This is a genomic window from Streptomyces sp. NPDC050560 (assembly GCF_044457285.1).
GTDB lineage: Bacteria > Actinomycetota > Actinomycetes > Streptomycetales > Streptomycetaceae > Streptomyces.
Genome location: NZ_JBITGT010000008.1, coordinates 80,467 through 104,333 on the forward strand (window position 1 = coordinate 80,467; position 23,867 = coordinate 104,333).

Annotated in this window: 24 protein-coding genes; 15 read left to right on the top strand and 9 right to left on the bottom strand. The window is 74.5% G+C overall.

Annotated features, from left to right (window positions below; all coding sequences use genetic code 11):
- Window positions 1-4 precede the first annotated feature (4 nt).
- The 3 genes from ACIBIW_RS19650 (at window position 5) to ACIBIW_RS19660 (ending at window position 3,961) form a co-directional block, all read left to right on the top strand.
- Window positions 5-715 (top strand): glycoside hydrolase family 75 protein, encoded by a 711-nt coding sequence (locus tag ACIBIW_RS19650; RefSeq protein WP_399337780.1) that lies wholly within the window; start codon window positions 5-7, stop codon window positions 713-715.
- A gap of 90 nt (window positions 716-805) precedes the next feature.
- Window positions 806-1,297, top strand: a complete 492-nt coding sequence (locus ACIBIW_RS19655) for a MarR family winged helix-turn-helix transcriptional regulator (RefSeq protein ID WP_399337782.1) — start codon at window positions 806-808, stop codon at window positions 1,295-1,297.
- A 471-nt stretch (window positions 1,298-1,768) separates the two neighbouring features.
- Window positions 1,769-3,961, top strand: coding sequence for a prolyl oligopeptidase family serine peptidase (locus tag ACIBIW_RS19660; protein ID WP_399337784.1), 2,193 nt, complete (start codon window positions 1,769-1,771; stop codon window positions 3,959-3,961).
- A 255-nt stretch (window positions 3,962-4,216) separates the two neighbouring features.
- Here the strand turns inward: ACIBIW_RS19660 and ACIBIW_RS19665 are convergent, their stop codons facing one another.
- Together ACIBIW_RS19665 and ACIBIW_RS19670 are read right to left on the bottom strand one after the other, a co-directional pair.
- A complete protein-coding gene (locus ACIBIW_RS19665; RefSeq protein WP_399337785.1) occupies window positions 4,217-4,693 on the bottom strand; it encodes a hypothetical protein in 477 nt (158 codons plus the stop codon).
- Between the two features lie 20 nt (window positions 4,694-4,713).
- The gene (locus ACIBIW_RS19670; RefSeq protein ID WP_399337787.1) at window positions 4,714-5,982 is read right to left on the bottom strand and encodes a helix-turn-helix domain-containing protein; all 1,269 of its coding nucleotides are present in this window, start codon (window positions 5,980-5,982) and stop codon (window positions 4,714-4,716) included.
- A gap of 153 nt (window positions 5,983-6,135) precedes the next feature.
- Here ACIBIW_RS19670 and ACIBIW_RS19675 point away from each other — a divergent pair, with 153 nt between their 5' ends.
- Both ACIBIW_RS19675 and ACIBIW_RS19680 read left to right on the top strand, forming a co-directional pair.
- Window positions 6,136-6,834 (top strand): hypothetical protein, encoded by a 699-nt coding sequence (locus tag ACIBIW_RS19675; protein WP_399337789.1) that lies wholly within the window; start codon window positions 6,136-6,138, stop codon window positions 6,832-6,834.
- 1 nt (window position 6,835) lies between these two features.
- The gene (locus tag ACIBIW_RS19680; protein ID WP_399337791.1) at window positions 6,836-7,471 is read left to right on the top strand and encodes a hypothetical protein; all 636 of its coding nucleotides are present in this window, start codon (window positions 6,836-6,838) and stop codon (window positions 7,469-7,471) included.
- 147 nt (window positions 7,472-7,618) lie between these two features.
- Here ACIBIW_RS19680 and ACIBIW_RS19685 read toward each other — a convergent pair whose 3' ends face one another.
- Complete coding sequence (locus ACIBIW_RS19685) at window positions 7,619-8,866, bottom strand: MFS transporter (protein WP_399337793.1); 1,248 nt, start codon at window positions 8,864-8,866, stop codon at window positions 7,619-7,621.
- Window positions 8,867-9,340: 474 nt separating this feature from the next.
- On the opposite strand from ACIBIW_RS19685, the gene ACIBIW_RS19690 reads away from it, so the two are divergent.
- Together ACIBIW_RS19690 and ACIBIW_RS19695 are read left to right on the top strand one after the other, a co-directional pair.
- Window positions 9,341-10,840 carry an ABC transporter permease gene (locus tag ACIBIW_RS19690; protein ID WP_399337795.1) on the top strand — a complete coding sequence of 500 codons (1,500 nt, stop codon included), beginning with the start codon at window positions 9,341-9,343 and terminating at the stop codon, window positions 10,838-10,840.
- A 97-nt stretch (window positions 10,841-10,937) separates the two neighbouring features.
- On the top strand, window positions 10,938-11,618 hold the full coding sequence (locus ACIBIW_RS19695; RefSeq protein WP_399337797.1) for an ABC transporter ATP-binding protein: 681 nt from the start codon (window positions 10,938-10,940) through the stop codon (window positions 11,616-11,618).
- A gap of 36 nt (window positions 11,619-11,654) precedes the next feature.
- Here the strand turns inward: ACIBIW_RS19695 and ACIBIW_RS19700 are convergent, their stop codons facing one another.
- The 3 genes from ACIBIW_RS19700 to ACIBIW_RS19710 form a co-directional block, all read right to left on the bottom strand.
- On the bottom strand, window positions 11,655-12,275 hold the full coding sequence (locus ACIBIW_RS19700) for a hypothetical protein (protein WP_399337799.1): 621 nt from the start codon (window positions 12,273-12,275) through the stop codon (window positions 11,655-11,657).
- 9 nt (window positions 12,276-12,284) lie between these two features.
- Entirely contained in the window at window positions 12,285-12,869 is a 585-nt protein-coding gene (locus ACIBIW_RS19705) for a TetR/AcrR family transcriptional regulator (RefSeq protein ID WP_399338371.1), read from the bottom strand.
- 177 nt (window positions 12,870-13,046) lie between these two features.
- A complete protein-coding gene (locus tag ACIBIW_RS19710; protein ID WP_399337801.1) occupies window positions 13,047-13,616 on the bottom strand; it encodes a TetR/AcrR family transcriptional regulator in 570 nt (189 codons plus the stop codon).
- Between the two features lie 80 nt (window positions 13,617-13,696).
- On the opposite strand from ACIBIW_RS19710, the gene ACIBIW_RS19715 reads away from it, so the two are divergent.
- The 3 genes from ACIBIW_RS19715 (at window position 13,697) to ACIBIW_RS19725 (ending at window position 16,245) form a co-directional block, all read left to right on the top strand.
- A complete protein-coding gene (locus tag ACIBIW_RS19715; RefSeq protein WP_399337803.1) occupies window positions 13,697-14,215 on the top strand; it encodes an FBP domain-containing protein in 519 nt (172 codons plus the stop codon).
- Window positions 14,216-14,315: 100 nt separating this feature from the next.
- The gene (locus ACIBIW_RS19720) at window positions 14,316-15,452 is read left to right on the top strand and encodes a protein phosphatase 2C domain-containing protein (protein ID WP_399337805.1); all 1,137 of its coding nucleotides are present in this window, start codon (window positions 14,316-14,318) and stop codon (window positions 15,450-15,452) included.
- Between the two features lie 61 nt (window positions 15,453-15,513).
- Window positions 15,514-16,245 carry a class I SAM-dependent methyltransferase gene (locus tag ACIBIW_RS19725; protein WP_399337807.1) on the top strand — a complete coding sequence of 244 codons (732 nt, stop codon included), beginning with the start codon at window positions 15,514-15,516 and terminating at the stop codon, window positions 16,243-16,245.
- 64 nt (window positions 16,246-16,309) lie between these two features.
- On the opposite strand, the gene ACIBIW_RS19730 is transcribed toward ACIBIW_RS19725, so the two are convergent.
- The gene (locus ACIBIW_RS19730; RefSeq protein WP_399338373.1) at window positions 16,310-17,191 is read right to left on the bottom strand and encodes a class I SAM-dependent methyltransferase; all 882 of its coding nucleotides are present in this window, start codon (window positions 17,189-17,191) and stop codon (window positions 16,310-16,312) included.
- 308 nt (window positions 17,192-17,499) lie between these two features.
- Between ACIBIW_RS19730 and ACIBIW_RS19735 the strand changes: the two genes are divergently transcribed.
- The 3 genes from ACIBIW_RS19735 to ACIBIW_RS19745 all read left to right on the top strand — a co-directional run bounded on the left by ACIBIW_RS19735 (window position 17,500) and on the right by ACIBIW_RS19745 (window position 20,606).
- Window positions 17,500-18,414: a methyltransferase domain-containing protein gene (locus ACIBIW_RS19735; protein ID WP_399338375.1), complete on the top strand. Its 915-nt coding sequence runs from the start codon at window positions 17,500-17,502 to the stop codon at window positions 18,412-18,414.
- A gap of 84 nt (window positions 18,415-18,498) precedes the next feature.
- Window positions 18,499-19,479, top strand: a complete 981-nt coding sequence (locus tag ACIBIW_RS19740) for an NAD(P)H-dependent flavin oxidoreductase (RefSeq protein ID WP_399337809.1) — start codon at window positions 18,499-18,501, stop codon at window positions 19,477-19,479.
- A 350-nt stretch (window positions 19,480-19,829) separates the two neighbouring features.
- Window positions 19,830-20,606, top strand: coding sequence for an oxidoreductase (locus tag ACIBIW_RS19745; RefSeq protein ID WP_399337811.1), 777 nt, complete (start codon window positions 19,830-19,832; stop codon window positions 20,604-20,606).
- 88 nt (window positions 20,607-20,694) lie between these two features.
- Here ACIBIW_RS19745 and ACIBIW_RS19750 read toward each other — a convergent pair whose 3' ends face one another.
- Window positions 20,695-21,030, bottom strand: coding sequence for a cupin domain-containing protein (locus tag ACIBIW_RS19750; protein ID WP_399337813.1), 336 nt, complete (start codon window positions 21,028-21,030; stop codon window positions 20,695-20,697).
- Between the two features lie 71 nt (window positions 21,031-21,101).
- On the opposite strand from ACIBIW_RS19750, the gene ACIBIW_RS19755 reads away from it, so the two are divergent.
- Window positions 21,102-22,037, top strand: coding sequence for a GlxA family transcriptional regulator (locus tag ACIBIW_RS19755; protein WP_399337815.1), 936 nt, complete (start codon window positions 21,102-21,104; stop codon window positions 22,035-22,037).
- A gap of 186 nt (window positions 22,038-22,223) precedes the next feature.
- On the opposite strand, the gene ACIBIW_RS19760 is transcribed toward ACIBIW_RS19755, so the two are convergent.
- A complete protein-coding gene (locus tag ACIBIW_RS19760) occupies window positions 22,224-23,132 on the bottom strand; it encodes a LysR family transcriptional regulator (RefSeq protein WP_399337817.1) in 909 nt (302 codons plus the stop codon).
- Window positions 23,133-23,218: 86 nt separating this feature from the next.
- Between ACIBIW_RS19760 and ACIBIW_RS19765 the strand changes: the two genes are divergently transcribed.
- Entirely contained in the window at window positions 23,219-23,863 is a 645-nt protein-coding gene (locus ACIBIW_RS19765) for an HAD family hydrolase (RefSeq protein ID WP_399337819.1), read from the top strand.
- Window positions 23,864-23,867: the final 4 nt, after the last annotated feature.

The following is a 23,867-nucleotide window of genomic DNA, read 5'->3' on the forward strand; positions in this document are numbered from 1 at the left end:
TCCCTTGAGCCGTATACGTCTTGTCCTGGCGACCGCGGGCGCTGCCGTGCTCGCCGTCGCGGGCACCGCGTTCGCGTCACCCACCCCCACCGCGTCCGCGGCCCCGGCGGCACCGACCGCGGGCCCCTCGGCGAGCGAGCTGCTCGCCAAGGCGCAGAGCGGCTGCGACCCCGCCTCGAACGGCAAGTACGCCACCGACGAGGGCGGCGCGGAGACCATCTCCATCTGTGCGAACGGTTCCGCTTACACCTGGACGTCGGACCTCGACATCGACTGCGACGGGGTCACCACCGACCGCTGCAACAGCTCGACCGACCCGGCCTACCAGGACCAGACCTCGTTCCAGACGTCCACGGGCGAGCCGTTCACCGCGGACGTCACGCACTTCTACGTCATCCCGCTGCCCAGCTCGCGCTTCGACTACGGCGACGCGGGCATCTCCCCCGGCAGCGTCGCGGCCGTGGTCTACAACGACAAGGTCGTCTACGCGGTCTTCGCCGACGAGGGCCCCGACAGCATCATCGGCGAGGCGTCGTACGCCACCGCGCAGGCCCTCGGCATCGACCCGGACCCGGCCACCGGCGGCACCGAGGGCCCGGTGACCTTCATCGTGTTCCCGGGCGACGTCCCGAGCCCGGTGGAGGACAACGGCGCCATCGACTCCGTCGGCGCCTCCTCCGCGAGCGCCTGGCTCGGCGAGGGCGCCACGAGGTAGCCACGAGGCAGCCACGGACCCCGCGCGGCGTACGGCGAACTGGTCCCGTACCGGATAATCCATTACCCGACCTTTTGCTACGCTTGCCGTATGACCGCCATGAGTCCCGTCGGCCGGGGTGAGCCCGATCTCTCGTATCTGCTGGACCGGGCGAGCCATGTGCTGCGCACCCGGATGGCGGCGGCGCTCGCGGAGATCGGGCTCACCGCGCGCATGCACTGCGTGCTGGAGCACGCGCTCGGCCAGGAGCGCACCCAGATCCAGCTCGCCGAGATCGGCGACATGGACAAGACGACGATGGTGGTGACCGTGGACGCGCTGGAGCGCGCCGGGCTCGCCGAGCGGCGCCCCGCCACGAAGGACCGCAGGGCGCGGGTCGTCGCCGTCACCGCGAAGGGCGCGGAGGTCGCCAAAGAGAGCCTGCGGATCGTGGACACGGTGCACCGCGAGGCCCTGGCCGACCTCCCGGAGGCCGACCGCGCCGCCTTCCTCGGCCTCATGGGCCGGCTGGTGGACGGCGCGCTCGGCACCCCCGTCGAGAGCCCGCGCCCGGCGCGCAGGGCGCGGCAGCGGGAGCGCTAGGGAGTGTCTTCAAAAGAGCGTCGTCCGCCTGGAGGGCGGGGTCGGGGTGGCCCGGTGCTCCCCCACTGCCCGAAGGGCGTGGGAGGTGCCCCCATCGCAAGGCGGAGGAGGGAGTCGACGCGGCGCGTCGGCGACCGACGACAACGCGGCGTGGGGGCACCTCCCGGCCGAAGGCTGGGGGAGTGCGTGCCGGGCCGGCCCGACCAGACGGGCTTTTGAAGACACGACCTAGGGCGCGACGGCGCGCGCGAGGTCCTGGTCCGCGCCCTCCCTCGTGCTCCGCCCGCCGGGCCCACGGCGCCGTACGGAGTGGGGACGGACGGGAGGGGGCCGATGTGCCGGGCGGCTACGCGTCCGTGGTAGAAAATCAGGTGACCGCGCCGTCGGTCGTCGATTCTCCCCAAGGCTTCGGGACCTGCTCCCGGAGCCTTTTTTCGTTGGACCACCAGCGAACCAGGAGAGTGAGCCGAGATGACCACGGAAGAACCGGCGAAGGCCCCCTGCACCCCCGCCACCCCCACCATGCCCGCCGCCCCCGGCGCCGAGGCGCGTGCCGCCTTCCCGCGGCAGTTCGCCAGGACCCGCCGCTTCACCCTCGGCGGGCCCGAGCGGTTCACGGTGTCCCCGGACGGCGCCCGCGTCCTGTTCACCCGCTCCGAGTCCGGCACCGACCCCTTCGTACGGCTGTGGCGCCACGACACTGCCGCCGACACCGAGCACCCCCTCACCCCGCCGCCCGCCCGCCGCGGCGCCACGGGCGTGTCCTCGTACGCGACCGACCGCGCGGTGCGCACGGCGGCGTACGTGGCCGACGGGCTGCTGTACACCGTCGCGGCCGACGGCGGCGGCGCCCCCGCGCGGCTGCCCACGGCGGGGCGGGCCACCGACCCGCGGCCCTCGCCGGACGGCTCCCTCGTCGCCTACGCCAGCGGCGGCTCGCTGTACGTGGTCGGCGCCGACGGCAGCGGCGGCCGCGCCCTCGCCGTCGCGCCGGGGCCCGGGATCGCCTACGGCACCACCGACCACGTGGCGCACGAGTCCATCGGCAGGACCCGCGCCTACTGGTGGTCGCCGGGCGGCGACGCGCTGCTGGTCGCGCGGGCCGACACCACGGGGGTGCGGCGCCGCCACATCGCCGACCCCACCGACCCCGGGCGCCCGCCGACCGCCCTGCCCTACCCGGCGGCCGGCACCCCCAACGCCGTCACCACCCTCCACCTGATCACCACCGGGGGCCGCCGGGTCCCCGTGGACCTGCCGGACGCCGACACCGCGCGCCCCGCTCCCGAGCCGGGCGTGTGGCACGCCCCCGGCTTCGACTACCTGGTGGCCGCCGCCTGGGACGGCGAGCGCCCGGTGGTCACCCTCCAGACCCGTGACCAGCGCACCGCCCTGGTGCTCGCCGTCGACCCGGAGACCGGCGCCGTCGAGCCGCTGCACCGCCTCACCGACGACGCCTGGGTGCACCTCCCCCCTGGCGCCCCGCTCATGACCGCCGCGGGCACCGCGGTGCTGCCGCACCCGCACGGCGACACCCGGGGCATATCCGTCGGCGGCGCCGTCAGCCCGGCCGGGCTCGACGTGCGCGCGGTGCTGGGCGCGGTCGGCGAACGCGTCTACTTCACGGCGAGCGAGGAGCCCACCGAGACCCACGTCTGGTGCCACGGGCCGGGCACCGGCTTCACCCGCCTCACCGCCGAGCCGGGGGTGCACACCGCCGCCGCAGGGGGCGACACCCTCGTCGTCGACAGCCGCAGGGCGCACACCGGCGGCGGACGCCGGGTCACCGTGCGCGGCCCCGGCGGCGCCGAGGGCCGCGTCCGAATCCTCACCGACGCCCCCCTCGTCACCCCGCGCCCGGTCATGACCGCCCTCGGCGAGCGCGCGCTGCGCGCACGGCTCCATCTGCCGTCGTGGTATGAGCCGGGTTCAGGGCGGCGGCTTCCGGTGCTGCTCAGCCCGTACGGAGGGCCCGGGCTCCAGATGGTGAACCGGGCGGGCGGCTGGCCTGAGGCGGTGGCGCAGTGGTTCGCCGAGCACGGCTTCGCGGTGCTCGCCACCGACGGCCGCGGCACCCCGGGCCGCGGCGTGGCCTGGCTGCGCGCCGTCCTCGGCGACCGGCTCACCCCCGTGCTCGACGACCAGGTCGACGCGCTGCGCGCGGCGGCGGCCCGGTATGACGCGCTCGACCTCGGGCGGGTCGGCATCCGCGGCTGGTCCTACGGCGGCTACCTCGCGGCGGGCGCGGTACTGCGCCGCCCCGACGTGTTCCACGCCGCCGTCGCCGGGGCGGCCCCCACCGACCGGCGGCTGTACGACACGTACTGGGAGGAGCGCTACCTCGGCCACCCCGGCCACCAGCCGCACCGGCTGCCCGGGGTGCCGGGGCTCCCGGACGGCGACGGCTACGAACGCTCCTCGCTGCTTGCGGACGCGCCCCGGCTGCGGCGCCCGCTGATGCTGGTGCACGGCCTGGCCGACGACAACGTCCATCTCGCCCACACCCTGCGCCTCTCCGCCGCACTCCTCGCCGCGGGCCGCCCGCACACGGTCCTCCCGCTCCCGCGCACCGGCCACCTGGTCACCACCGAGGGCACAGCCGACACCCTGCTCCGCGCCGAACTGCGCTTCCTCACGGACGCGTTGGGGGCGGAGATCTTCTGACGTCAGGTCAGACGCCGCCGCCGCGCGTGGCCCGCCAGGGTGTGGTGTACCGCCGGGTTCTGCTGTACCGGTGCCGCCACCTGCTCTGGGCCGCGACGGCAGCTCCGTCCACCCCAACGCGAACGAGCGGGGCCGACTCGAACACGCCCTGAGGAGAGCCGGTCTTTTCGGCCGTCTCCGTCCGGTAGACACGGTGGTGCGATCATGGCCTCCGCTAGCTCTCGGAGGGCGGGGGCCACTCCGCTGGGGTCGATGTCAACCCCTGCTGGCACCCTTCGGCCAGATGATCCGCACGGGGACACCAGTGCGTTCGGCATACGCTACGACGTCCGCCGTGCCGCCATAGCCGCGAGCAGGCTGACCGTCCCATACCGCGACGAGTTCGTCCGCCAGGCCGACCAGGACCTCGCTGCCCGCCATGTGGGCCTCCGACGTCGACTCGGGCAAGCCCGTATGGTGCACTTCGCTGGCTTGTCGGAGAAGTTCGTCATACGCCGCGTGGTGCTCAGCGGGCAGCCCCTCACGGTAATCCTGGGCGGGGACCACGACGTCGAGTTGTCCACCGTGCGCCAGCACTGCTTGAGCGAACCAGGTGTCCGGGCCGTCCGCGATACATGACACGCCCACGAGATCGGATGAGGCGTTCTCCGCAACAACCTCGCGCAGCGCGGCGCGCACGAGATCAGCCGAAACCTCCGGCAGGCCACGATGCCCAGTGATGCCCAGTCGCATGAGGTTCCCTTCCGTACAGGTCACAGGTACACGTCGTGCAGGCGATCGTCGAAGTCCCGTACGACGCGGGGCGCGCCGGAAGGGTACTGGCGGCGCACCGCTCGTGCCCGTTCGACGATTCGCCCAGATCGGTACCGGATTCCGGCGTCGAGTGCCCGCGTTGCCAGGGAGAATGCGCCATCCACCCGCCCGGCTGCCAGACGGGAGGAGGCCAAGTCCAGAAGCAGCAGTGCCCGCTGCTTCTCGTGGCCGCTGGCCAGGACCTCCCCGACATCGTCTTGGGCAGTGTCGACCCAGCGAGGCAGCCCGAGCCACGCGCCGCAGGTGAGACGCATGGCGGCGACCTTGGCGCCACTGAAATGGAACATCCAGGGCCAGGGTGCCGGATCTTGTGCGGACACGAGTTCAGCGGTCCGCGCAGCCTCGGTAAGCGCAGCGTCCGACCTTCGCTCATCGCCAGCGGCAGCGTGCGCCAGGGCCTCGGCAGCCAGGAGCCATGCCGACGCGATGGCCATGGGCCGATGAGCCTCCAGTTCCGTCCGCGCCCGCCGCAGCAGAACCAGGCCCTGGGCGGAGTTTCCGGCGTGGGCCTCGAACTGGGCCAGCGAGCCGAGTTGGTATGCCGTCAACAGCCGGTTCCCAGACTGGCGGGCCGCCTTGATGGCGCTGCCGTACCAGGTCCGGGCCGAGCCATAATCGCTCATGTCCCAGGCGAGCCATCCCGCCAGGCTCGCCGCCTCGCTTCCTACGCCGGCCAATCTGCGTTTGCCCGCTGGGGCTGAAGCTTCGCCCGCGGTGGTCTGTGTCAGTTTCAGATGCGCCAGGACAGCTTCTTGGAGATGCCGCGAAGGCGTGCTGCCGTCCAGGTGCCGGAAGGCTGTTGTGGCCAGCCGGAGAGTCGCCGCCTGGCCTCCGTCGTCGCGGTGCGGGTGAGCGACCGCCCCATGGGCTAGGGCGGGCGCTGCGGCCACCGCCGCGGCACCCTGGAGAAAGCTTCGACGTTCCACTTCTGATCCGTCCGCGCGGGCGACAGGCGCCGCCGTTTGTTCGGCGAGGCCGACCAAGTGCGAGGGGATGTGCAGGTGCGCGGCAGCTCTCGCCAGGAGATTCATGTTGTAGGTGCCACTTGCTCCCTGACCTTCGAGTCGGGAGACGGCTGATTGGCTGATCCCGCAGGCGTCGCCCAGTTGCTTCTGGCTGACCCGGGCGTCCACTCGGACGAGCTTCACCACCCGGCCGAAGTCGCGGCGGCTGGCCGCGTCCCTCACGGCTTGAGTTGCCCAGTTCACCTGCTCTACCCCCGTAAGTACCTCGTTGGTCGCGTCACTACGTCACCGGTATGCGAGGGATGCATATCCGTATGCATGGTGCGGGCCACCGCTGGTTCGGTCAGCATGACGTGCGTCACGGTCTCTTCACTAGCTGTAGCAGAGGAGAGCTGGATGACTGTCAATCGGGACGCCAGACCTGACAGAACCGATGCGTTGCAGCACTCGCCGCAGGCCGGTCGGTGCACTCTTGACCGCGCGCCTTCCGCGGCGACATGGCTGGCGTCCGCGCACCCGCGCCCGGCCGAGGTGCACGAGGCGTGGACGCATCCGTACGGAGTGGCGGCGCTGCCGTGCAATGGGCCGTTCACCGCGGTGCGGCTGCCCGAGAACGTCGTGGGTGCCGCCGTCGAGTGCGACGACCCGGCCGCCGTCCGCGCCCGCCTCGCCGCTGCCCTGCACGGGCCGGTCATCCATGACCCTCAGCACCAGCGCTACTACGCCCTCGTACCGGCCGGTGTGGCGAGGGGGTGGCGGGTGCCCGGGGTGGAGTGCCTCGGGTCCGAGTACTACCTCGGTGTTCCCGACCCTGCCGCGATCCGTCCGTCGGGGATGTGCGGGTATTGGGCGGTGCCGATGGACGGTCCTGGCCACCTGTGCGACCCGGTCGCGGTGGAGGAGTTGGCGCGGGTGGGGCGGGAGCGGGTGGCGGCCGGGGCAGTGCGCTGGTGCAACTGGCATCACGGTCATGCCCGCGGCACGGAACTGGTGAGCATCATCGAGCAGATGAGCGGGCCGGGCGCGAGCCTGTACGCCTGCGCCGACTGCCGCGCGGCACACCGCCTCACGCCCCTGGCCGAAGGTGGTGTGTGAGGTGCCGGTGAATGACAGCCGCCCCGCAGCCGACTGGCTCGCCTCCGCCCACCCCCGGCCCGCCCAGGCACACCAGGCGTGGGAGCGGCCGGGCGGTGTGGCCGCGCTGCCGTGCGGGGTGGTGTTCACCGCCGTGCGCCTGCCCGCACTGCTCGTCCACGCCGCCGTCGGGACCGCTGTCCCCCACGCCGTGCGCGCACGGCTGGGCGAGCGCCTGGGCGGGCCCGTGATCCACGACCCCGCGCACGCCCGCTACCACCTGCTCGTCCCCGCGGACACCGCCAAGTCCTGGCACCGCACGGTGGCGTACGTACGGTGCCTGGAACCCGAGGACCACCTCGACATCCCCGCGCCGGGCGCCACCCAGCTCTCCGGACAGGTCCCGTACTGGGCCGTACCCCCGGTGAAGCCACACAAGCTGTGCGCCCCGGAAGCAGTGAAGGCCCTGACCCGCCACGGCCAGCGGCGGGCCGCCGCGCGCGGCATCGGCTGGTGCCACTGGCACCAGGGTTACGCCCCCGGCACCGAACTGGTGACGGTCACCGGCACGTCGAGCCTGGACGCCGGCGGACGCTGGGCCTGCCCGCCCTGCCGCAGAACCCACCGCCTCGAACCCTTCTACGGTCGGCGGAACTGACCCCCAACTCCCACGTGACCGACGCCCCCCCGCAGGGCGGCCACAGAAGCGCCGCCCCTACGGTCTCAACCGTCACTGTGCTCTGGCGGCCGGGACCCACATGCGGCCTCCCCGGCGCCCCGCGGCCCGCCGGGGGCCGCTCTGACGTCAGGTCAGACGCCGCCACCTCGCACGCCCCGCCACGAGGTGGCGTACCGCCGGGCCCGACGACAGCAGTGCCGCGCAGGCCGAGGGCGCGGCGGCGAGTGCGAAGCACAGTGCCAGCGGTGCCTGTTCCACCAGCAGGCCCACCAGCGCGGTCCCGGCTGAAGAGCCCGCGTTGAAGGCGGTGCTGACCCAGGTGCCGGCGCGGGTCCTGGCCGCGGGCGGCACCGCGTCGTCGGCGAGCAGATACGCGGTGCTGAGCGCGGGCGCCACGAAGAGGCCCGTCGCCGCGGCCCCCGCGACCAGGACCCACACCCCGGGCGCGAGCCCGGTCGCGGCGAGCGCGGCGGCAAGCGCGAGCGCGAGCAGCGAAAGCCGGGCGCGGTCCCCGAGCCGCCAGTGCCGCGCCCCGTACAGCACCCCGCCCACCGCGCTGCCCACCGACAGCGCCCCCGCGGGCCAGGCCACCGCGCCCGGCCGGTGCGCCCGCTGTGCGAACACCACGATCAGCAGGTCGAGCGCCCCCAGCGCGATCCCGATGCCGCACGCCACCAGCACCGGCGCGATCAACACCCGTACCGTGAAGGCAGGTTCGGGGGCCGCGGTGCCGTCCCGCGGGGTGCCGTGGCGGGCGGTGCGCAGTGCGGGGGCGGTGGCGAGCAGGGCGCCCCCGGCCAGGACGAGCAGCGCGCACACCGCGACCCCGGCCGGTGCGCTGCCGGTCGCGACGAACGCCCCGGCGATCAACGGGCCCGCCACGAACAGCAGTTCTTCGGCGACGGTGTCGAGCGAGAAGGCACGGCGGCGCAGCGCGGGCCCCGCCGCAAGGTCGCTCCACAGCGTCCGCATCACGGCCCCGAACGGCGGTGCGCAGCCGCCCGCGAGCAGCGTCAGCACCAGCAGTACGGGCGTCGGCGCGGGCCGCCAGGTGGTGAACGCGAGCGCGCCGAGCAGCGCGGCGCACGCCCAGGAGAGCGGCGGCAGGGCGGCGCGCGGGCCGCGCCTGACGACGAGTTCGGCGCGCACCGGCGCCAGCAGCGACGCGCTCAGCCCGAACACGGCGAGCACGGTGCCTGCCACCGCGTACGACCCGGTGGCGTCGGTGAGCGCGACCGTCAGCGCGAGCGAGACGGTCCCGAACGAGAGCCGCCCGACCAGCGAAGCGGCGAACGCGCGCGGAGCGCCGGGCGCGCGCAGCACGGCGCGGTAGGTGGGCGGGGGCGTGGGCGGGTGAACGGCGGGCGCGGGCATGGTGGTTCCCCTGTTGGTGCGCGGCGGGTGGCGGTGATCGGGGCCCGGTGCGGGCGGCGGGGCCGCGGGCGTGCCGGGTCGCCGCGCCGGGCGCAGCGGCCGGGCGCGGTGGGATCACTCGCCAGTGCCGCAACAGGCAACGTTCACCCCGTCGCGACGCCCAGCACGCTCCCCCGAGTTCTCGACTCCGCTCGAACAGGGAGGTGCCCCCTTCGCCGCACCGGACGAAAGCCCACGTACGCCCAGTACGCGGACTTCCGCCCGGCACGCCGACAGCACGCACCGGACGCCGCTCCTTGACGGGCAAACGTTGCCTGCCGCGGCACTAGACGCAGGGGAAACGCACCCGCGCAACGTAACAGCGCACGTATACAAGGCGCGAGGTCGCGCGGGCCCGCCACCGGGGTGGGGATTCTCACGCTGTCCTCAGGACCGTGTAAGCATTTCCCCACGACACCTTCCTAGGTTCGCCGCATGTTTTTCACCTACCTACGACGTGAGCTGCGCCGCCGAAGGAAGGCGGCCCTGGTCGTCGCGCTGGGTCTCGCCCTCGGGATCGGCCTCGTGATCACGGTCTCGTCCGTGGCGGACGGCATGAAGGACGCCCAGGACGACGTGCTGCACTCGCTGTACGGCGTGGGCACCGACATCACGGTCTCCAAGGAGCCCGCGGAGGCGGGGAAGGGCGGGTCCGGGCCCCGGCACTTCACCGTCGACGGCAGTGACGACGGCAAGAAGTCGACGTCCACCGGTGACCAGCTCGTGCCCTCCGCAGGGTCGACGCAGATGGAGGCGGCGACCGTCGGCGAGGTCACGGAAGAGAAGGGCGTGGCCGCAGCCACGGGCGCGCTCGCCCTCAACGACATCACTTTCAAGGGGGACTTCAAGCCCGGCGAGATCAGGAAGGGCTCAGGGGGCGGGGGTTCGGGGGACGTCGGCGGCCCCGGCGCGGGCGGTAGCGGCGGCGGTGGCGGGCGCAGCTTCGTGGGCGGCGGCGGTGCCGACGTCGACATCGACAGCTTCACCGTCACCGGCGTCGACGTCACCCGGCAGGACCTCGGGCCGCTCTCCTCCTCGAAGACCACGAAGGGCGCGTCCTTCACCGACTCCGACACCGACGCCCGCAAGGCGGTCGTGGACAGCGCGTACGCCAAGGACAAGGACCTCGCCGTCGGCGACGAAGTCACCGTCAAGGGCAAGAAGTTCACCGTCATCGGCATCGCCACCGCGGACACCGGCGCCGCCACCGCCAACGTCTACATACCGCTGAAGCAGGCCCAGACGCTCGCCGACATCGACATGAAGGACAAGGTGTCGACGGTCTATGTGAAGGCCGCCAGCTCGGAGGACATCCCCGCGGTCAAGAGCGCGCTCTCCAAGAAGGTCGACGGCGCCACCGTCACCAGCGCATCCGACCTCGCCGAGCAGGTCTCGGGCAACCTCTCCACCGCCTCCGACCTCGCCAACAACGTCGGCAGGTGGCTGTCCGCCGCGGTGCTCGCCGCGGCGTTCGTGGTCGCCGGGCTGCTGACCATGTCCGCGGTCTCCCGCAGGGTGCGCGAGTTCGGCACCCTCAAGGCGGTCGGCTGGCGCAGCGGCCGGGTGGTCCGGCAGGTCATGGGCGAGGCGTTCGTCAACGGCCTGATCGGCGGGGTGCTCGGCATCGGCGTCGGACTGCTCGGCGCGTACGTCGTCACCGCGGTGGCACCCCGGCTCAGCGCCACCACGGGCGGTTCCGGCGCGGACGCGCCCGGGCCCGGCGGCGGCCCGGGAGGCGGCCGTGGCGGTGGCCTCGCCAAGGCGTTCGGCGGAGCCGAGCACACCGTCGACATCGCGCTGAAGGCGCCGGTCAGCGTCTCCGTGATCGTGATCGCGGTGGTGCTCGCGGTGGCCGGCGGCATCATCGCGGGCTGCTTCGGCGGCTGGCGCGCGGCCAGGCTGCGCCCCGCGGACGCCCTGCGCCGCGTCGAGTGACGCACGCGGGCCCGCGCCCGCGGACCCCGCGCGCCCCACGCCCCTTCCCGATCTCACGGAGGCACCACCCCGTGCACGACAGGAGCCATCGCCCCATATGTACAAGCTGACCGGAGTCACCAAGCGCTACCGGCGCGGCAAGCGGACGGTGGACGCCCTCGACGGCGTCGACCTCACCATCGAGGCGGGCGACCAGCTCGTCATCCAGGGGCCGACGGGCGGCGGCAAGTCGACGCTGCTGCACATGCTCGGCGCCCTCGACCGCCCCACCACGGGTACGGTCGCGTTCGACGGCACCGACCTCAGCAAGCTGAGCGAGGCCAGACTGACCCGGGTGCGGGCGGGCGCCATCGGCTTCGTCTTCCAGAGCTTCAACCTCATACCGACCCTCAGCGCCCAGGAGAACGTGGAGACCGCGCTGGTGGCGCTCGGCGTGAAGGGTGCGGAGCGGCGCCGCAGGGCCGCCGACGCGCTGGAGTCGGTCGGGCTCGGGGAGCGCCTCGGGCACCTCCCGAGCGAGCTGTCCGGCGGCCAGCAGCAGCGGGTGGCCATCGCCCGCGCCCTGGTGAAGGAGCCCAAGGTGCTGCTGGCCGACGAGCCCACGGGCAACCTCGACGAGGAGACCCGCGACGAGATCATGGGCCTGCTCGGCACCCTGTGGAAGGAGCGCGGCCTGGTCTTCGTCTGCGTCACCCACGACAGCTCCATCGCCAAGCGTGCCCCGCGGCTCGCGGTCCTCAGAAAGGGCCGGATCAAGGTGACGGAACGGCCCCGGTAGGCGGGTCGGGGCCGACGCCGGGGCCGGTTTCGGGCTTCAGCGGCGCTCGCGGCGGGCACGGTGCTCGTGGCGGGCGCGGCGCAGACTCTCCAGGGCGGTGCGGGGGAACGGGGCGCCCCAGAGGGCCCGGTAGCCGTCCTCGCCGTGGGCGCGGGCGACGTCGTCGAAGCACCGTACGAGGGCGCGTGCCAGGGTGTCGGCCTCCACCACCGTCGACCAGGCGGCCGTAGACCGCGCGCCGCCGTCCGGGCCCGCGTGGTCCGGGTCCCCGCCGTCCGGACCCGCGCCGTCCGGGTCCCCGCCGTCCCCGTACTCCGCGCTCCCGTGGCCCGGGGCCCCGTACTCCGGGCTTTCGCGGTCCGCCGGGCTCCCGCCGTCCGGCGGCAGCAGCCGCACCAGCACCGGGTCGTCCGCCGGGCCTCCGGCCGCCGCCCGTATGCGTCGGAAGGTCCACAGGTGGGTGCCGGGCTCGGCCTCGAAGCGGGCGCTGGTCCCGTCCTCGCCCGCGAGCAGCCGTACCACCGCCGTCAGCAGTTCCTCGGGGCCTGGGCCCACGTAGGAGGCGGCCAGCTCCGTCCCGTGCGCGCCGTGCGCCACCGCGCACGTGGCCCATCCGTGCGCCCCCAGCGTCCAGACCACGCGGAACCCGGCAGCCATCGGGACGCCCTACGGATTCTCGTCCGCGGGCCCGCCGCCGCCCGCTTCCGCCGCCGCGCCGCCGGGCCGCAGCGAGTCGAGCCAGGCGTCGATACGGGCCCCCTGGTCCACCATGATCCGGGGCTCCCGCAGCGCGTTGGCCAGCAGCGACATGCCCTGGTACGCGCCGACGAGGGTGAGTGCGAGCCCCGCCGCGTCCGGCAGGCCGAGCTGCCCGAACTGCCGCTCCACCCAGTCGAGCAGCAGCCGTACGACGGCCCCCGCCTCCGCGTCGAGCCCGCCCGGGTCCCGCTTGCCCAACTCGGTGGCGAGGGTCCCGGTCGGGCAGCCGTAGCGGGCGGCGAGGTCGCGCTGCGCCACCCAGCCGCCCACCAGCCCGTGCAGCCGGGCGAGCGGGTCCGGCAGCTCGTCCAGCCGGCCGGTCACGTCCGCCAGTCGGCGGGCCTGCTCGGCGAGCGCGGCCGAGATCAGCTCGTCCTTGGTCTTGAAGTAGTAGTAGACGTTGCCCGTCGGGACGTCCGCGGCGTGCGCGATGTCCGCGATGGTGGTCCGCTCGGCGCCCTGCCGGTGCACCACCCCGGCCGCCGCCGCCATCAGCCGCCGCCGCTTGGCACCCGCCGCCGCGGCCCTGGCGCCCTTCGGACCACCCGAATCCGGAGCCGCCGGGGCGGACGGGGTGCGCGGGTCGCGAGAGGGGCGTGGGTTGTGTGGGTTGCGCGGGGTCGTCGTCGGTGAGTCAGCCACCCCACTCACTATAGGCGGGCGCCCGCGCTACTTCTCGGGCCAGTTCCGCAGCAGGGCGTCGAGGGCGTCGAGGATTCTCGGCCAGGTCTCGCCGGGGCTCGGCGGGCTGTGGTCGAAGCTGCCCGACGCCTCAAGGCTGACATAGCCGTGGAAGACGCTGCCGAGGAGCCGTACGGCGTGGGTGCGGTCGGGTTCCTCCAGGTCATAGCCGCGCAGTACCGCCCGCGCCATGTGCGCGTGCCGGGCGCCCGCGCTCTCGGCCGCGGCCTCGGGGGAGAGCGGATGGCGGGCGGCGGCGTAGCGGCCGGGGTGCTCGTGCGCGTAGTCCCGGTAGACGTCGGCGAGCGCGGTCAGCGCGTCCTTGCCCGCCCGCCCCGCGAGCGCGGCGGCGGCCCGGTCGGCCATCTCCTCAAGCGCGAGCTGGGCGATCCTCGTCTTGAGGTCGTCCGAGCTTCTGACGTGCGAGTAGAGGCTCGCCACCTTGACGTCGAAGCGCCGTGCGAGCGCCGACACGGTCACCTGCTCGAAGCCCACCTCGTCGGCCAGCTCCGCACCCGCCCGCGTCAGCCGCCGCGCTGTGAGACCCGCACGCGCCATGAACGCCCCTTCCGCCGACCCGACCCGTACCCCCATTTAATCATTTGCCTAAGGGGTATAGGAAAATTACCCTCGCCTTCATGAAGCCGCTGACCGAGAAAGAGATCCGTGCCGCGTTCGTGAACTGCACGAAGGGCGAGGCGAAGCGCCTGTACGTCCCGCGCGACCTGGCCGAGCGGCCCTGGGGCGACCTGGACTACCTGGGCTGGCGCGACCCGCAGTCGACCGGCCGCGCCTACCTGGTCGCCGAGCTGGACGGCGCCGCCCGCGGTGTGGCGCTGCGGCTGCCGGGCGCCGCCTCCTGGCAGGCGCGGCGCAGCATGTGCTCGATATGCCTGGTCACCCACACGAACGGGGTCTCCCTGATGGTCGCCCAGCGGGCGGGGAAGGCCGGGAAGCAGGGCGACTCGGTGGGCGCGTACATCTGCACCGACCTGGCCTGCTCGCTGTACGTGCGCGGCAGGAAGGACACGGGAGAGGACTTCAGGGCGCCGGAGACGCTCACCACGGAGGAGAAGGTCGCCCGCATGACGGCGAACCTCGCCGCGTTCGTGGCGAAGGTGCGCGGGGTGGCGGGAGCGGCGGCAGCGGCGGGCTGAGGCGGCGCGGCCCTGCCGGGGCCGCTCCTTGACCTTCACCCTGGGGAAAGCCACAGCATCGGTGGGGCCGGGCGAGCGGCCCGGTGCGAGGAGGGCGGGCATGGCGCTGCTGACCATCGGGGCGTTCGCGAGGGCGGCACGCCTCTCGCCGAAGGCGCTGCGGCTCTACGACGAACTCGGACTGCTGGTACCGGCGAGCGTCGACCCGCTGACCGGCTACCGGCGTTACGCGGCCGAGCAGTTGGAGCAGGCCAGGCTGGTGGCGTGGCTGCGCAGGCTCGGGATGCCACTGGCCCGTATCCGGTACGTACGGACGCTTGCGGCGGGCCCCGCGGCCCGTGAGGTCCGTGCGTACTGGGCGGAGGTGGAGGCCGAGACGGCCGCCCGGCGCGATCTGGCCGCCTTCCTCGTCGACCATCTGGCGCGAGAGGACCCCGACATGACACAGCACCCGGCCCCGTACCCCCTCGACATCCGCTACGCCGCGCTCTCCGACCGCGGCCTCGTACGTGACAGCAACCAGGACAGCGTCCACGCGGGCGGCAGGCTCCTCGCGGTCGCCGACGGCTTCGGCCGCGCCGGTGCCCCGGCCGCCGCGGCGGCGGTGAACGCCCTCCGGCACCTCGACACCGACCCGGTGCCCGCCGGCAGCCTCCTCAACGCCCTTGAGGACGCCGTAGAACAGGCCGGACTCGCGGTGAACCGGGCCACGTCGGGCGCGGGTGCCGAGGGCCACGTGGTTGCCGAGGGCGCCGACGCCGTCGCCGACGCGGACGCGGGCACGACGCTCACCGCGATGCTCTGGACCGGTTCCCGGCTGGCCCTCGTCCACATCGGCGACAGCCGCGCCCATCTCCTGCGCGACGGCGAGCTGTTCCAGATCACACACGACCACACCGTGGTGCAGTCCCTGCTCGACGAGGGCCGCATCACACCGGAGGAGGCCGCCTCCCATCCGCAACGCACGCTGCTCGCAAGGGCGTTGGGCCAGGGCGCCAACAACACGCCGGAGCTGCGGCTGCACGAGGCGCGGTCGGGGGACCGCTATCTGCTCTGCTCCGACGGTCTGTCCGCCGTCGTCGCGCCCGGGGAGATCCACCGCGTGCTGCGCGAGTCGGCGCTGCCCGAGCACGCCGTACGCGACCTGGTCGCCCTCGCCAACGCCGCGGGCGGCCCCGACAACGTGAGCTGCGTGGTCGCCGACGTCGTGACACCCGGGGTCCCCGCGACCGGCTGACCCCCGGCACGGCCTGAAAAACCGGTGGTCGCCCCGGCCCGGCCCGGCGTACGTTCTGCGGATGGCCGACGAGTGCTTCCGTGAACGGCGGCTCGCCGCGATCTACGACCAACTCGACGGGGACCGCGCCGATCTCGACATCTACCTGGGCATGGCGGGGGAGTTCGGCGCGCGCCGCGCCCTGGACATCGGCTGCGGCACCGGGGTGCTCGCGCTGCTGCTCGCGGGGCGCGGCGTCGAGGTCGTCGGCGTCGACCCGGCGGCCGCCTCCCTCGACGTGGCGCGCGCCAAACCGGGCGCGGACGGCGTGCGTTGGCTGCACGGCGACGCCACCGCGCTGCCGCCGCTGCGCGTCGACCTCGCCACCATGACGGCGAACGTCGCCCAGCACATCGTCGAACCCGCCGCCTGGCACGGCACCTTGCGGGGCGCGTACGGGGCCCTGCGGCCGGGCGGGCGCCTGGCGTTCGAGACCCGGGTGCCCGCGCGGCGCGAGTGGGAGCGGTGGAACCGCGCGGACACCCGCAGGGTGGCGGACATCCCCGGCGTCGGCGCGGTCGAGACCTGGGTGGACCTGACCGAGGTGTCGGGGCCGCTGGTGTCGTTCCGCTGGACCTACGTCTTCGCCTCCGACGGCGCGGTACTGACGTCGGAGTCGACCCTGCTCTTCCGCGAAAGGGCCGAGATCGAGGCGGAGTTGGCCGCCGCCGGATTCACGGTCGAGGCGGTACGCGACTCACCTGACCGGCCCGGCACGGAGTTCGTCTTCGTGGCACGGCGCCCGGCGGACTGAGACCGGGGCCCGGGGGAGGAGGAGGCCGCGGGTCCTCGCCGGCGGCCGCCCGGGGTGCCACCGGCTACGGCGGCGGGACACCCCCGTCCTCCGCCGCCGCCCCCGCGGGGTCCAGGCCCCAGACGAACACCTCGGTGTCCGGGGGCCGTTGGGAGAAGAGCCCCGCGGGTGCCGCCTCCCGCAGCAGCCGGTGAAGGTCCGACTCGAACGCGGCGCGCCGCCCGCCGAACAGATGCGGGGCCGAGAACGACATCGAGAACACCCCCGCCACCACGTCGTCCCAGGTGCGTTCCAGCGGCGGCCCGCCCGGTACGACGAGCCGCCGCGGCCCCGAGAACCCCGCCGCGCGCAGAACGTCGGCCTCGCCCCCGGCGGTGCCGGACGGCAACACCCCGCGCCCCGCCCGCCGTACCGGCCCCAGATACCGCTTGACCAGCTCGTCCACCGCCCCGTACGGCACGGCGGGGTGGGGCAGGTCCTCGGCGGACGCCGGGGCCTTCGACTTCAGGTCCGAGACGTGCACAAGGGCGCCGCCCGGCCGCAGCATGCCGCGGACGGTGGCCGCCACCCGCTCCTGGTCCATCCAGTGGAAGGACTGGCCGAACGCCGCCACCGTGAACGTCCCGAGCCCCGCGGGCAGCCGCTCCGCCCTGGCCCGCACCCAGCGGACCTTGCCAGAAAGCCCGCGCTGCGCGGCCTCGCGCCCGGCCTCCTCGATCATCCCGGCATCCGGGTCCACCCCGACGACCTCGCCGAAGAGATGCGCCAGATCCAGCGCGAGGACACCGGGCCCGCACCCCATGTCGACGAGCCGCCCCCGCCCGTCGAGCCGCAGCGCACCGCGCAGCGCGTCCGCGAGGCCCGGCGCGTACGGCAGCCTCCCGCGCCGGTAGTGGACCGCGGTGCCCGCGAACAGGGTGTCGTCCCACTCCCAGCCGTCCGCCACACCCACCCACCGTCCTCGGAGACCGCCCCGCGTCGTGCCGTGCCGGGGGCCGTGCCCGCCGATCATTCCACCGCGTACCGGACCGCGCGATCCGTTTCCCGGCGCCCGTAGACTCGCGGCGTGGCATTCACGAGCACCCCGCACTACTGCTTCCCCTGACCGGGAGCCGCTGAGGGCGACGCCGCCGGCGCCGCCCCGTCCGGCATGCCTGCCGCCCCCGCGCGCCCACGGGCGGGCGAACCCCCGCCCGCGCCGGGGCCAGGCACACCCCACCCGTTTCCCACCCCGGCCAGGAGTGCCCCGTGCCCGTGCCCGTGTCGTTTCCCCCTGCCCTCGTACCGTTCCTCGACCTGCTGCGCTGCCCGAACTGCCGCGCCCCCGGCCTGCGCCCCGCCCCCGGCGCGCTGCGCTGCCCCGCGGGTCACGCCTTCGACGTCGCCCGCCACGGGTACGTCAGCCTGCTCACCGGCGCCCGCGCCACCAGCGGCGACGACGCGGACATGGTGCGGGCCAGGGACCGCTTCCTGGCCACCGGCGGCTATCTGCCCATCCGCCGTACCCTCGCCCGGCTGGCGACCGCGCCCCTGCCGGGCCCCCGGGCCGCGACACCCCCGCCGCCCGCAGGCACCGCGCTGGACGTCGGCTGCGGCACCGGCTACTACCTGGCCGGGGTCCTCGACCGGCTGCCACGCGGCGCCCACGGCCTCGGCCTCGACGCGTCGGTACGCGCGCTGCGCTCCGCCGCCCGCGCCCACGCCCGAGCCGCCGCGGCCACCTGCGACGTCTTCCGGCCCCTGCCGCTCGCCGACCGGGTGGCCGACGTGGTGCTGAACGTGTTCGCGCCGCGCAACCCGGCCGAGTTCCACCGGGTGCTGCGCCCTGCGGGCCGCCTGGTCGTGGCCCGCCCCACCGCGGTCCACCTGGCCGAACTGCGCGCCCGCACCCCCGGGATGGTCATGGTCGACCCCGCCAAGGAGCGGCGCCTGCACCGCGCGCTCGACCCGTTCTTCCGGCCCGTACACACCGAACGCGTCGAGTATCCGCTGCCGTTGGCCCCCGGGGCGGCCCTCGATCTGCTGGGCATGACACCGAGCGCGCGCCATGTGCCCCGCGCGGTGTGGACGGGGCCGGGGCCGGGCGACGTGGGGCCGGGCGACGGGGCCCGCCCTGCTCGGCTCACGGTCACCGTCTCCGTACTCGTCACCGCCTACCGGCCGAGGTGACACCGCCCGCTGCTGCCGCCCGCAGGTGACGACGCGAGGGGGAGTACGGCGCCCTGTGGCGCCCGCCGGAGCATCATGGTGGGCATGGCGTTGTCGACGGCGTTCACGCGGCTCTTCGATGTACGGCATCCGATCGCGCTGGCCCCGATGGGAGGTTCCGCAGGGGGCGCGCTCGCGGCGGCCGTCGCACGCGGCGGCGGGCTCGGCCTTGTCGGCGCGGGCGGCGGGGACCACGACTGGCTGGCCCGCGAACTGCCGCTGGCGGCGGGGGCGTTGGGGGCGGCGGGCGCCGGGGCGTGGGGTGTGGGCTTTCTGAGCTGGGCGGCGGAGGTCGACGCCGTCGAACAGGCCCTGGAGTACGGCCCCGCGGCCGTGATGTTCTCCTTCGGCGACCCCCGCCCGTTCACCGAACGCGTCCGCGCGGCGGGAGCGGCGCTGATCCTCCAGGCCACCGATACGGAGGAGGCACGGCAGGCGGTGGACCTCGGCGCCGACGTCATCGTGGCGCAGGGCACGGAGAGCGGCGGCCACGGCGCCCGGCGGGGCATGTCCACACTGCCGTTCGTGCCGACGGTGGTGGATCTGGCGGCGCCGGTACCCGTGCTGGCGGCGGGCGGGATCGCCGACGGCCGCGGCCTGGCAGCCGCCCTGTCGCTCGGCGCCGCAGGGGCGCTCATCGGCACCCGCTTCCAGGCCGCGGCGGAGTCCCTGGCCGACCCCGCGACCGCCACGGCGATCGTCGCGGGGCGCGGCGAGGACACGGAGCGCAGCAGCGTTCTCGACGTCGCCCGCGGCTCCCGCTGGCCCGCCCGCTACACGGCCCGCACCCTCGGCCACCCCCACCTCGACCGCTGGCGCGGCAGGGAGGCGGAACTCGCCGCGTCCGCGCCCGAGGCCCGGCGCGACTACCGGGCGGACGTGGCACGGGGCGCCGTGCCCCCGCTGCCGGTCTGGGCGAGCGAGGCGGTCGGCCTGATCACCGACCGCCCCCCGGCCGCCGACCTCGTCACCGCCCTCGCCACCGGAGCCGCCGAGGCCCTGCGCCACGCGGCGGGCGACTCCTGACGGCGACCACACGGCGACCCGGCGATCGGCGACCCGGCCACCCAGTGACCCGGCGACCAGGTAGCCCAGTGACCCGGTGCCCCGGCGACCCGGCGCCCGGCGACAGCCGCCCACCCGCCCCGCCCCGCACCCCGCCGCCACCACCCGCCCGTGACGCCATAGGCGTCCCCTATGGCAGGTGCTGAATTCTCGTCTTTGCCCCGCCTTCTCCGGCGGCCCTACGGTGAAACAACCCGACGGGCGCACCCGCGAATCCCCGGCAATTCGCCCCGCGCAGAGGCATGTTTCCTTATCTTCCCCCCCCCGCCCGTCGTGCGAACCGGAAATTCGACCGAGAGGGCAGGTGTGGCATGGCCGCATTCGAGAACGGAACGGAAAAGCGGGAACTCACGGGAAAGCGCGCCCTGGTCACGGGCGGCACCCGCGGCATAGGGGCGGCCGTGGTCCGCCAACTCCTCGACGCGGGCGCCGAGGTGCTGACGACCGCCAGGTCCGAAGCGGGCACCGCCCCGCGGGGCGCCACGTTCGTGAAGGCCGACGTCAGGACCGGGGCGGGCGCGCGTGCGCTCGCGCAGGCCGCGCGCGAAACGCTCGGCGGGGTGGACATCCTCGTCCACAACGCGGGCGGGGCACAGCCCCACGGGAGCGCGCTCACCATCCCCGACGAGGAGTGGCAGGACGCCCTCGACCTGAACTACCTGGCCTCCGTACGCCTTGACGCCCTGCTGGCACCGGGCATGCGCGAGCGGCGTTCCGGGGCGATCGTGCACGTCTCGTCGGCTGCGGTCCTCACCCCGATGGGGCAGTTCCTGCACTACGTGACCGCGAAGGCGGCGCTGGAGACCTACAGCCGCGGCCTCTCCCTCGAACTGGCCCCGTACGGCGTCCGCGTCAACACGGTGACCCCCGGCAGGGTCGCCACCCCCGGCGGCGAGGCGACACGCGAGCAGTGGGCCCGCCTCGACGCGGCCCCCGGCCAGACCAACGCCACCGACACCCCGCCGCTCGGCCGCGAGGGCCACCCCGACGACATCGCCCACGCGGTCCTTTTCCTCGTGTCCGAACGCGCGAATTGGCTGACCGGCAGCAATGTGGTCGTGGACGGCGGCGAATTCCCCAGGCGCTGAGGCTACGCGGTCCGGCGACCAGGAACTCGTAAACCGGAATTCGTAACGGGGAATTCAGTGCCCCCGAAACCGGAAACCCGGCCGGTGCTCACCCCTCCGGGTAGAAGAGGAACAGCGTGCAGCCGGTGGTGCTTGACGGCACGTGCCACGAGCCCGCCGGTGCGTGGAGGAACGTGCCGGCCGGGTAGTCGCGCGCGCCGTCGTGGAAGACTCCGGCGACCACGTAGACCTCCTCAGGGCCCGGCTCGTGGACGTCGCGGCGGGGCCATGAGGCGCCGGGCTCCATCTCCAGCACATTGGCGTGCGCGCCGGTCGGCCCCCGCCACAGGGGACGCAGCCGGACGCCGGGGAACAGCTCACGGACCGGGGCCTCGTCGACGGAGACGGAGACATAGCCCTGCTGGGCGAGGATCTCGGGGTGCATGCCGCAACTGTGGCTCCGGCGGCCCGCGCCGGGACAGGGCCGCGGCTGACAGGGTGGGGTACTTTCGTGCCATGCATCGCGTGGTGGCCCTGGTGCGCCCGGTGCAGTCGACGTTCGAACTCGGCTGCGCCGTCGAGGTCTTCGGCACAGAGCGGCAGGGGGTGCCCGGGCACTACGCGTTCGAGACGTGCACCCAGACGCCCGGCCAGGTGCCGACCACGGGCGGGTACGCGATCTCCGTGGCGAGGGGCCTGGCGGCGCTCGACACCGCGGACACCGTCATCATCCCCGGCTGGCTCCCGGTGGAGGAGCCGCTCTCCGTACCTGTGCGCCGTGCGCTGCTGCGGGCGCACGCGCGTGGGGCGCGGCTGGTCACGATCTGCTCGGGGGTGTTCGCGCTGGCCCGCACCGGGCTGCTGGACGGCAGGGCGGCCACCACGCACTGGGCGCGCGCCGAGCAGCTACGGCGGGAGTTCCCCCGGGTGCGGGTCGAGGAGGACAGGCTCTACGTGGACCACGGTGACGTCGCCACCAGCGCGGGCGCGGGCGCCGGTCTCGACCTGTGTCTGCATCTGGTCAGGCGGGACCACGGGGCCGCGTACGCCGCCCTGCTCGCCCGGCACATGGTGCTGGGGCCGCCCCGCGAGGACGGCAGGGCGCGCCATGCGCCGCCCCCGCCGCCTGGGGACGCGCTCGACGGCCTGCTCGCGTGGGCGGATGAGCGCCTGGGGACACCGCTGTCGGTGAACGACCTGGCCGGGCACGCCGGTGTCTCGCCCCGCACCCTGGCCAGGCGCTTCGCCGACCAGCTCGGCACGAGCCCGGGCGCGTGGCTGCTCGCCCGGCGGGTGGCCGCGGCACGCACCCTGCTGGAGGAGACGGACCTGCCGGTCGAGGCGATCGCGACCCGCGTCGGCCTCACCTCCGCGGTCAATCTGCGCCGCCGCTTCCGGTCCCGCGTGGGCGCGACCCCCGGCGCCTACCGACGGGCGTTCCGCGTCCCGTGACCAGCCGAGGGGGATGACGCAAGAGGACGCGGCGGGGGACGGGGCGGGGACGGGGCGGGCAGGAACTGAGGGACGAGGCGAGGCCCCGAGCGAGCGATGGGCGTGGGCCGAGGGACGAGGCGGAGGCCGGGGCGACAGGCGGCGCGACGGCCCGCACCGGCTTACGAGGCGGGCGGCCGGGGCGCGTTACGAGGCCGGCGGCGGTGCGACGGCCGGGGCGAGCGACGGACCCCAGTCCTCCCGCCGCAGGAACTCAAGCAGGGCCCGCTCCGCCCGGCCCGCCCCCTGCCGGACCACGGCGATGACCGGCCGGGACACCGCGGGGAACACCGGCCGTACGAGGTGTTCGTGGCCGGGCGGCACCGCGGAGGCCGGGACGAGCGCCACCCCGAGCCCGTGGGCGGCCCAGCGCACGGCCGTCGCCGCCTGGGACACCCGGGCGGCCGTCGCCGGGGCGGGCCCGCTGTCCCGCAGCGCGTCGAGCAGTACGCCGTCGAGCATGCTGTCGCGGTCGAAGCGCACCCAGGGCTCCCCCGCAAGATCGCTCAACTCAACCCGTTCGGCGGCGAGTTGACGGTGCCCGGCGCCCAGTACCACGACGAACTCCTCGTCGCCGAGGCGGTGCGCGTCGGCGGGGCTGCGCTCGCACGCCGCCATCAGGGCCAGGTCGAGCGCGCCACGACGGCACATCCGCTCCAGCTCCGCCGCGCCCGCCTGCTCGAACACGGTGACCTCAAGCCGGGGGAAGAGGCGGCGCAGCGCACCGAGCGCCCCCGGGAACTGCCCCGTACCGAAGCCCAGTTGCACCGCGACGACCAGCTCGCCCACCAACTCGTCGGCCCCGGCCCGCGCCGTGGCACGCGCCCGCCGCGCCGCGCCCACCGCGGCCTCCGCGTCCCGCAGGAACGCGCGGCCGACCACGGTGGGCACGAGACCCGAGGCCGTACGGGCGAACAACTCCACGCCCAACTCCCTTTCCAGACCGCGGATCTGCTGGGACACCGAGGGCTGTGCGACACGCAGCCGCTCGGCCGCCGCCGTCACCGACCCGGCCTCGGCCACCGCCAACGCGTACTCGAACTGCCGAAGACTCACCACTCCCACCCTCTCCACCGCACCGTCCGCCATGACCGCCAACCCGTCCCCGGGCCCCGCGATTCCCCCTGTGCTATCCAGAGACGATGAAGACTTCCGCCACCGCCGCCACCAGCGCGGGCAGACCCTTCGACGCGGTGCTGTGCGACGTCGACAACGTGATCCGCTGCTACGACACCACCGAGCTGGCGAACCTGGAGCGCCGCGCGGGGGTGGCGGAGGGGACCACCGCGAAGGTGGGGTTCGCACCGGAGAGGGGCCGCCCCCTGCTCCTCGGGGAGATCACCAAGGCCGAGTGGGCGCGGTCCATCGCGGCCGGCCTCGCGGGCCTGGTGCCGCAGGACCTGGCACGGGAGCTGGGCGCGGCGCTCACCACGGCACCGGCCAGGGCGGACGCTGCCGTGGTCGACATGCTCACGAGGGCGCGGGCGCACGTGCCGGTGGTGCTGGTGACCAATGCGAGCGTGGAACTGGAGGAGGAGTTGGCCGCGTTGGGCCTCGACGGCCTCGCCGACCACGTGGTCAGCAGCGCACGGACGGGGGTGGCCAAACCGGACGCGCGGATCTACGCCATCGCGGCCGACCTGGCGTCCGTCCCCCCACACCGCTGCCTCTTCGTCGACGACAGCCCGGAGAACGTGGAGGCGGCGGCCGGGCTCGGCATGAAGACCGTCCACTACCGGTCCCCCCACCACCTCCGCACCGCCCTGACCCCCCTGCTGGACAACTGACCCC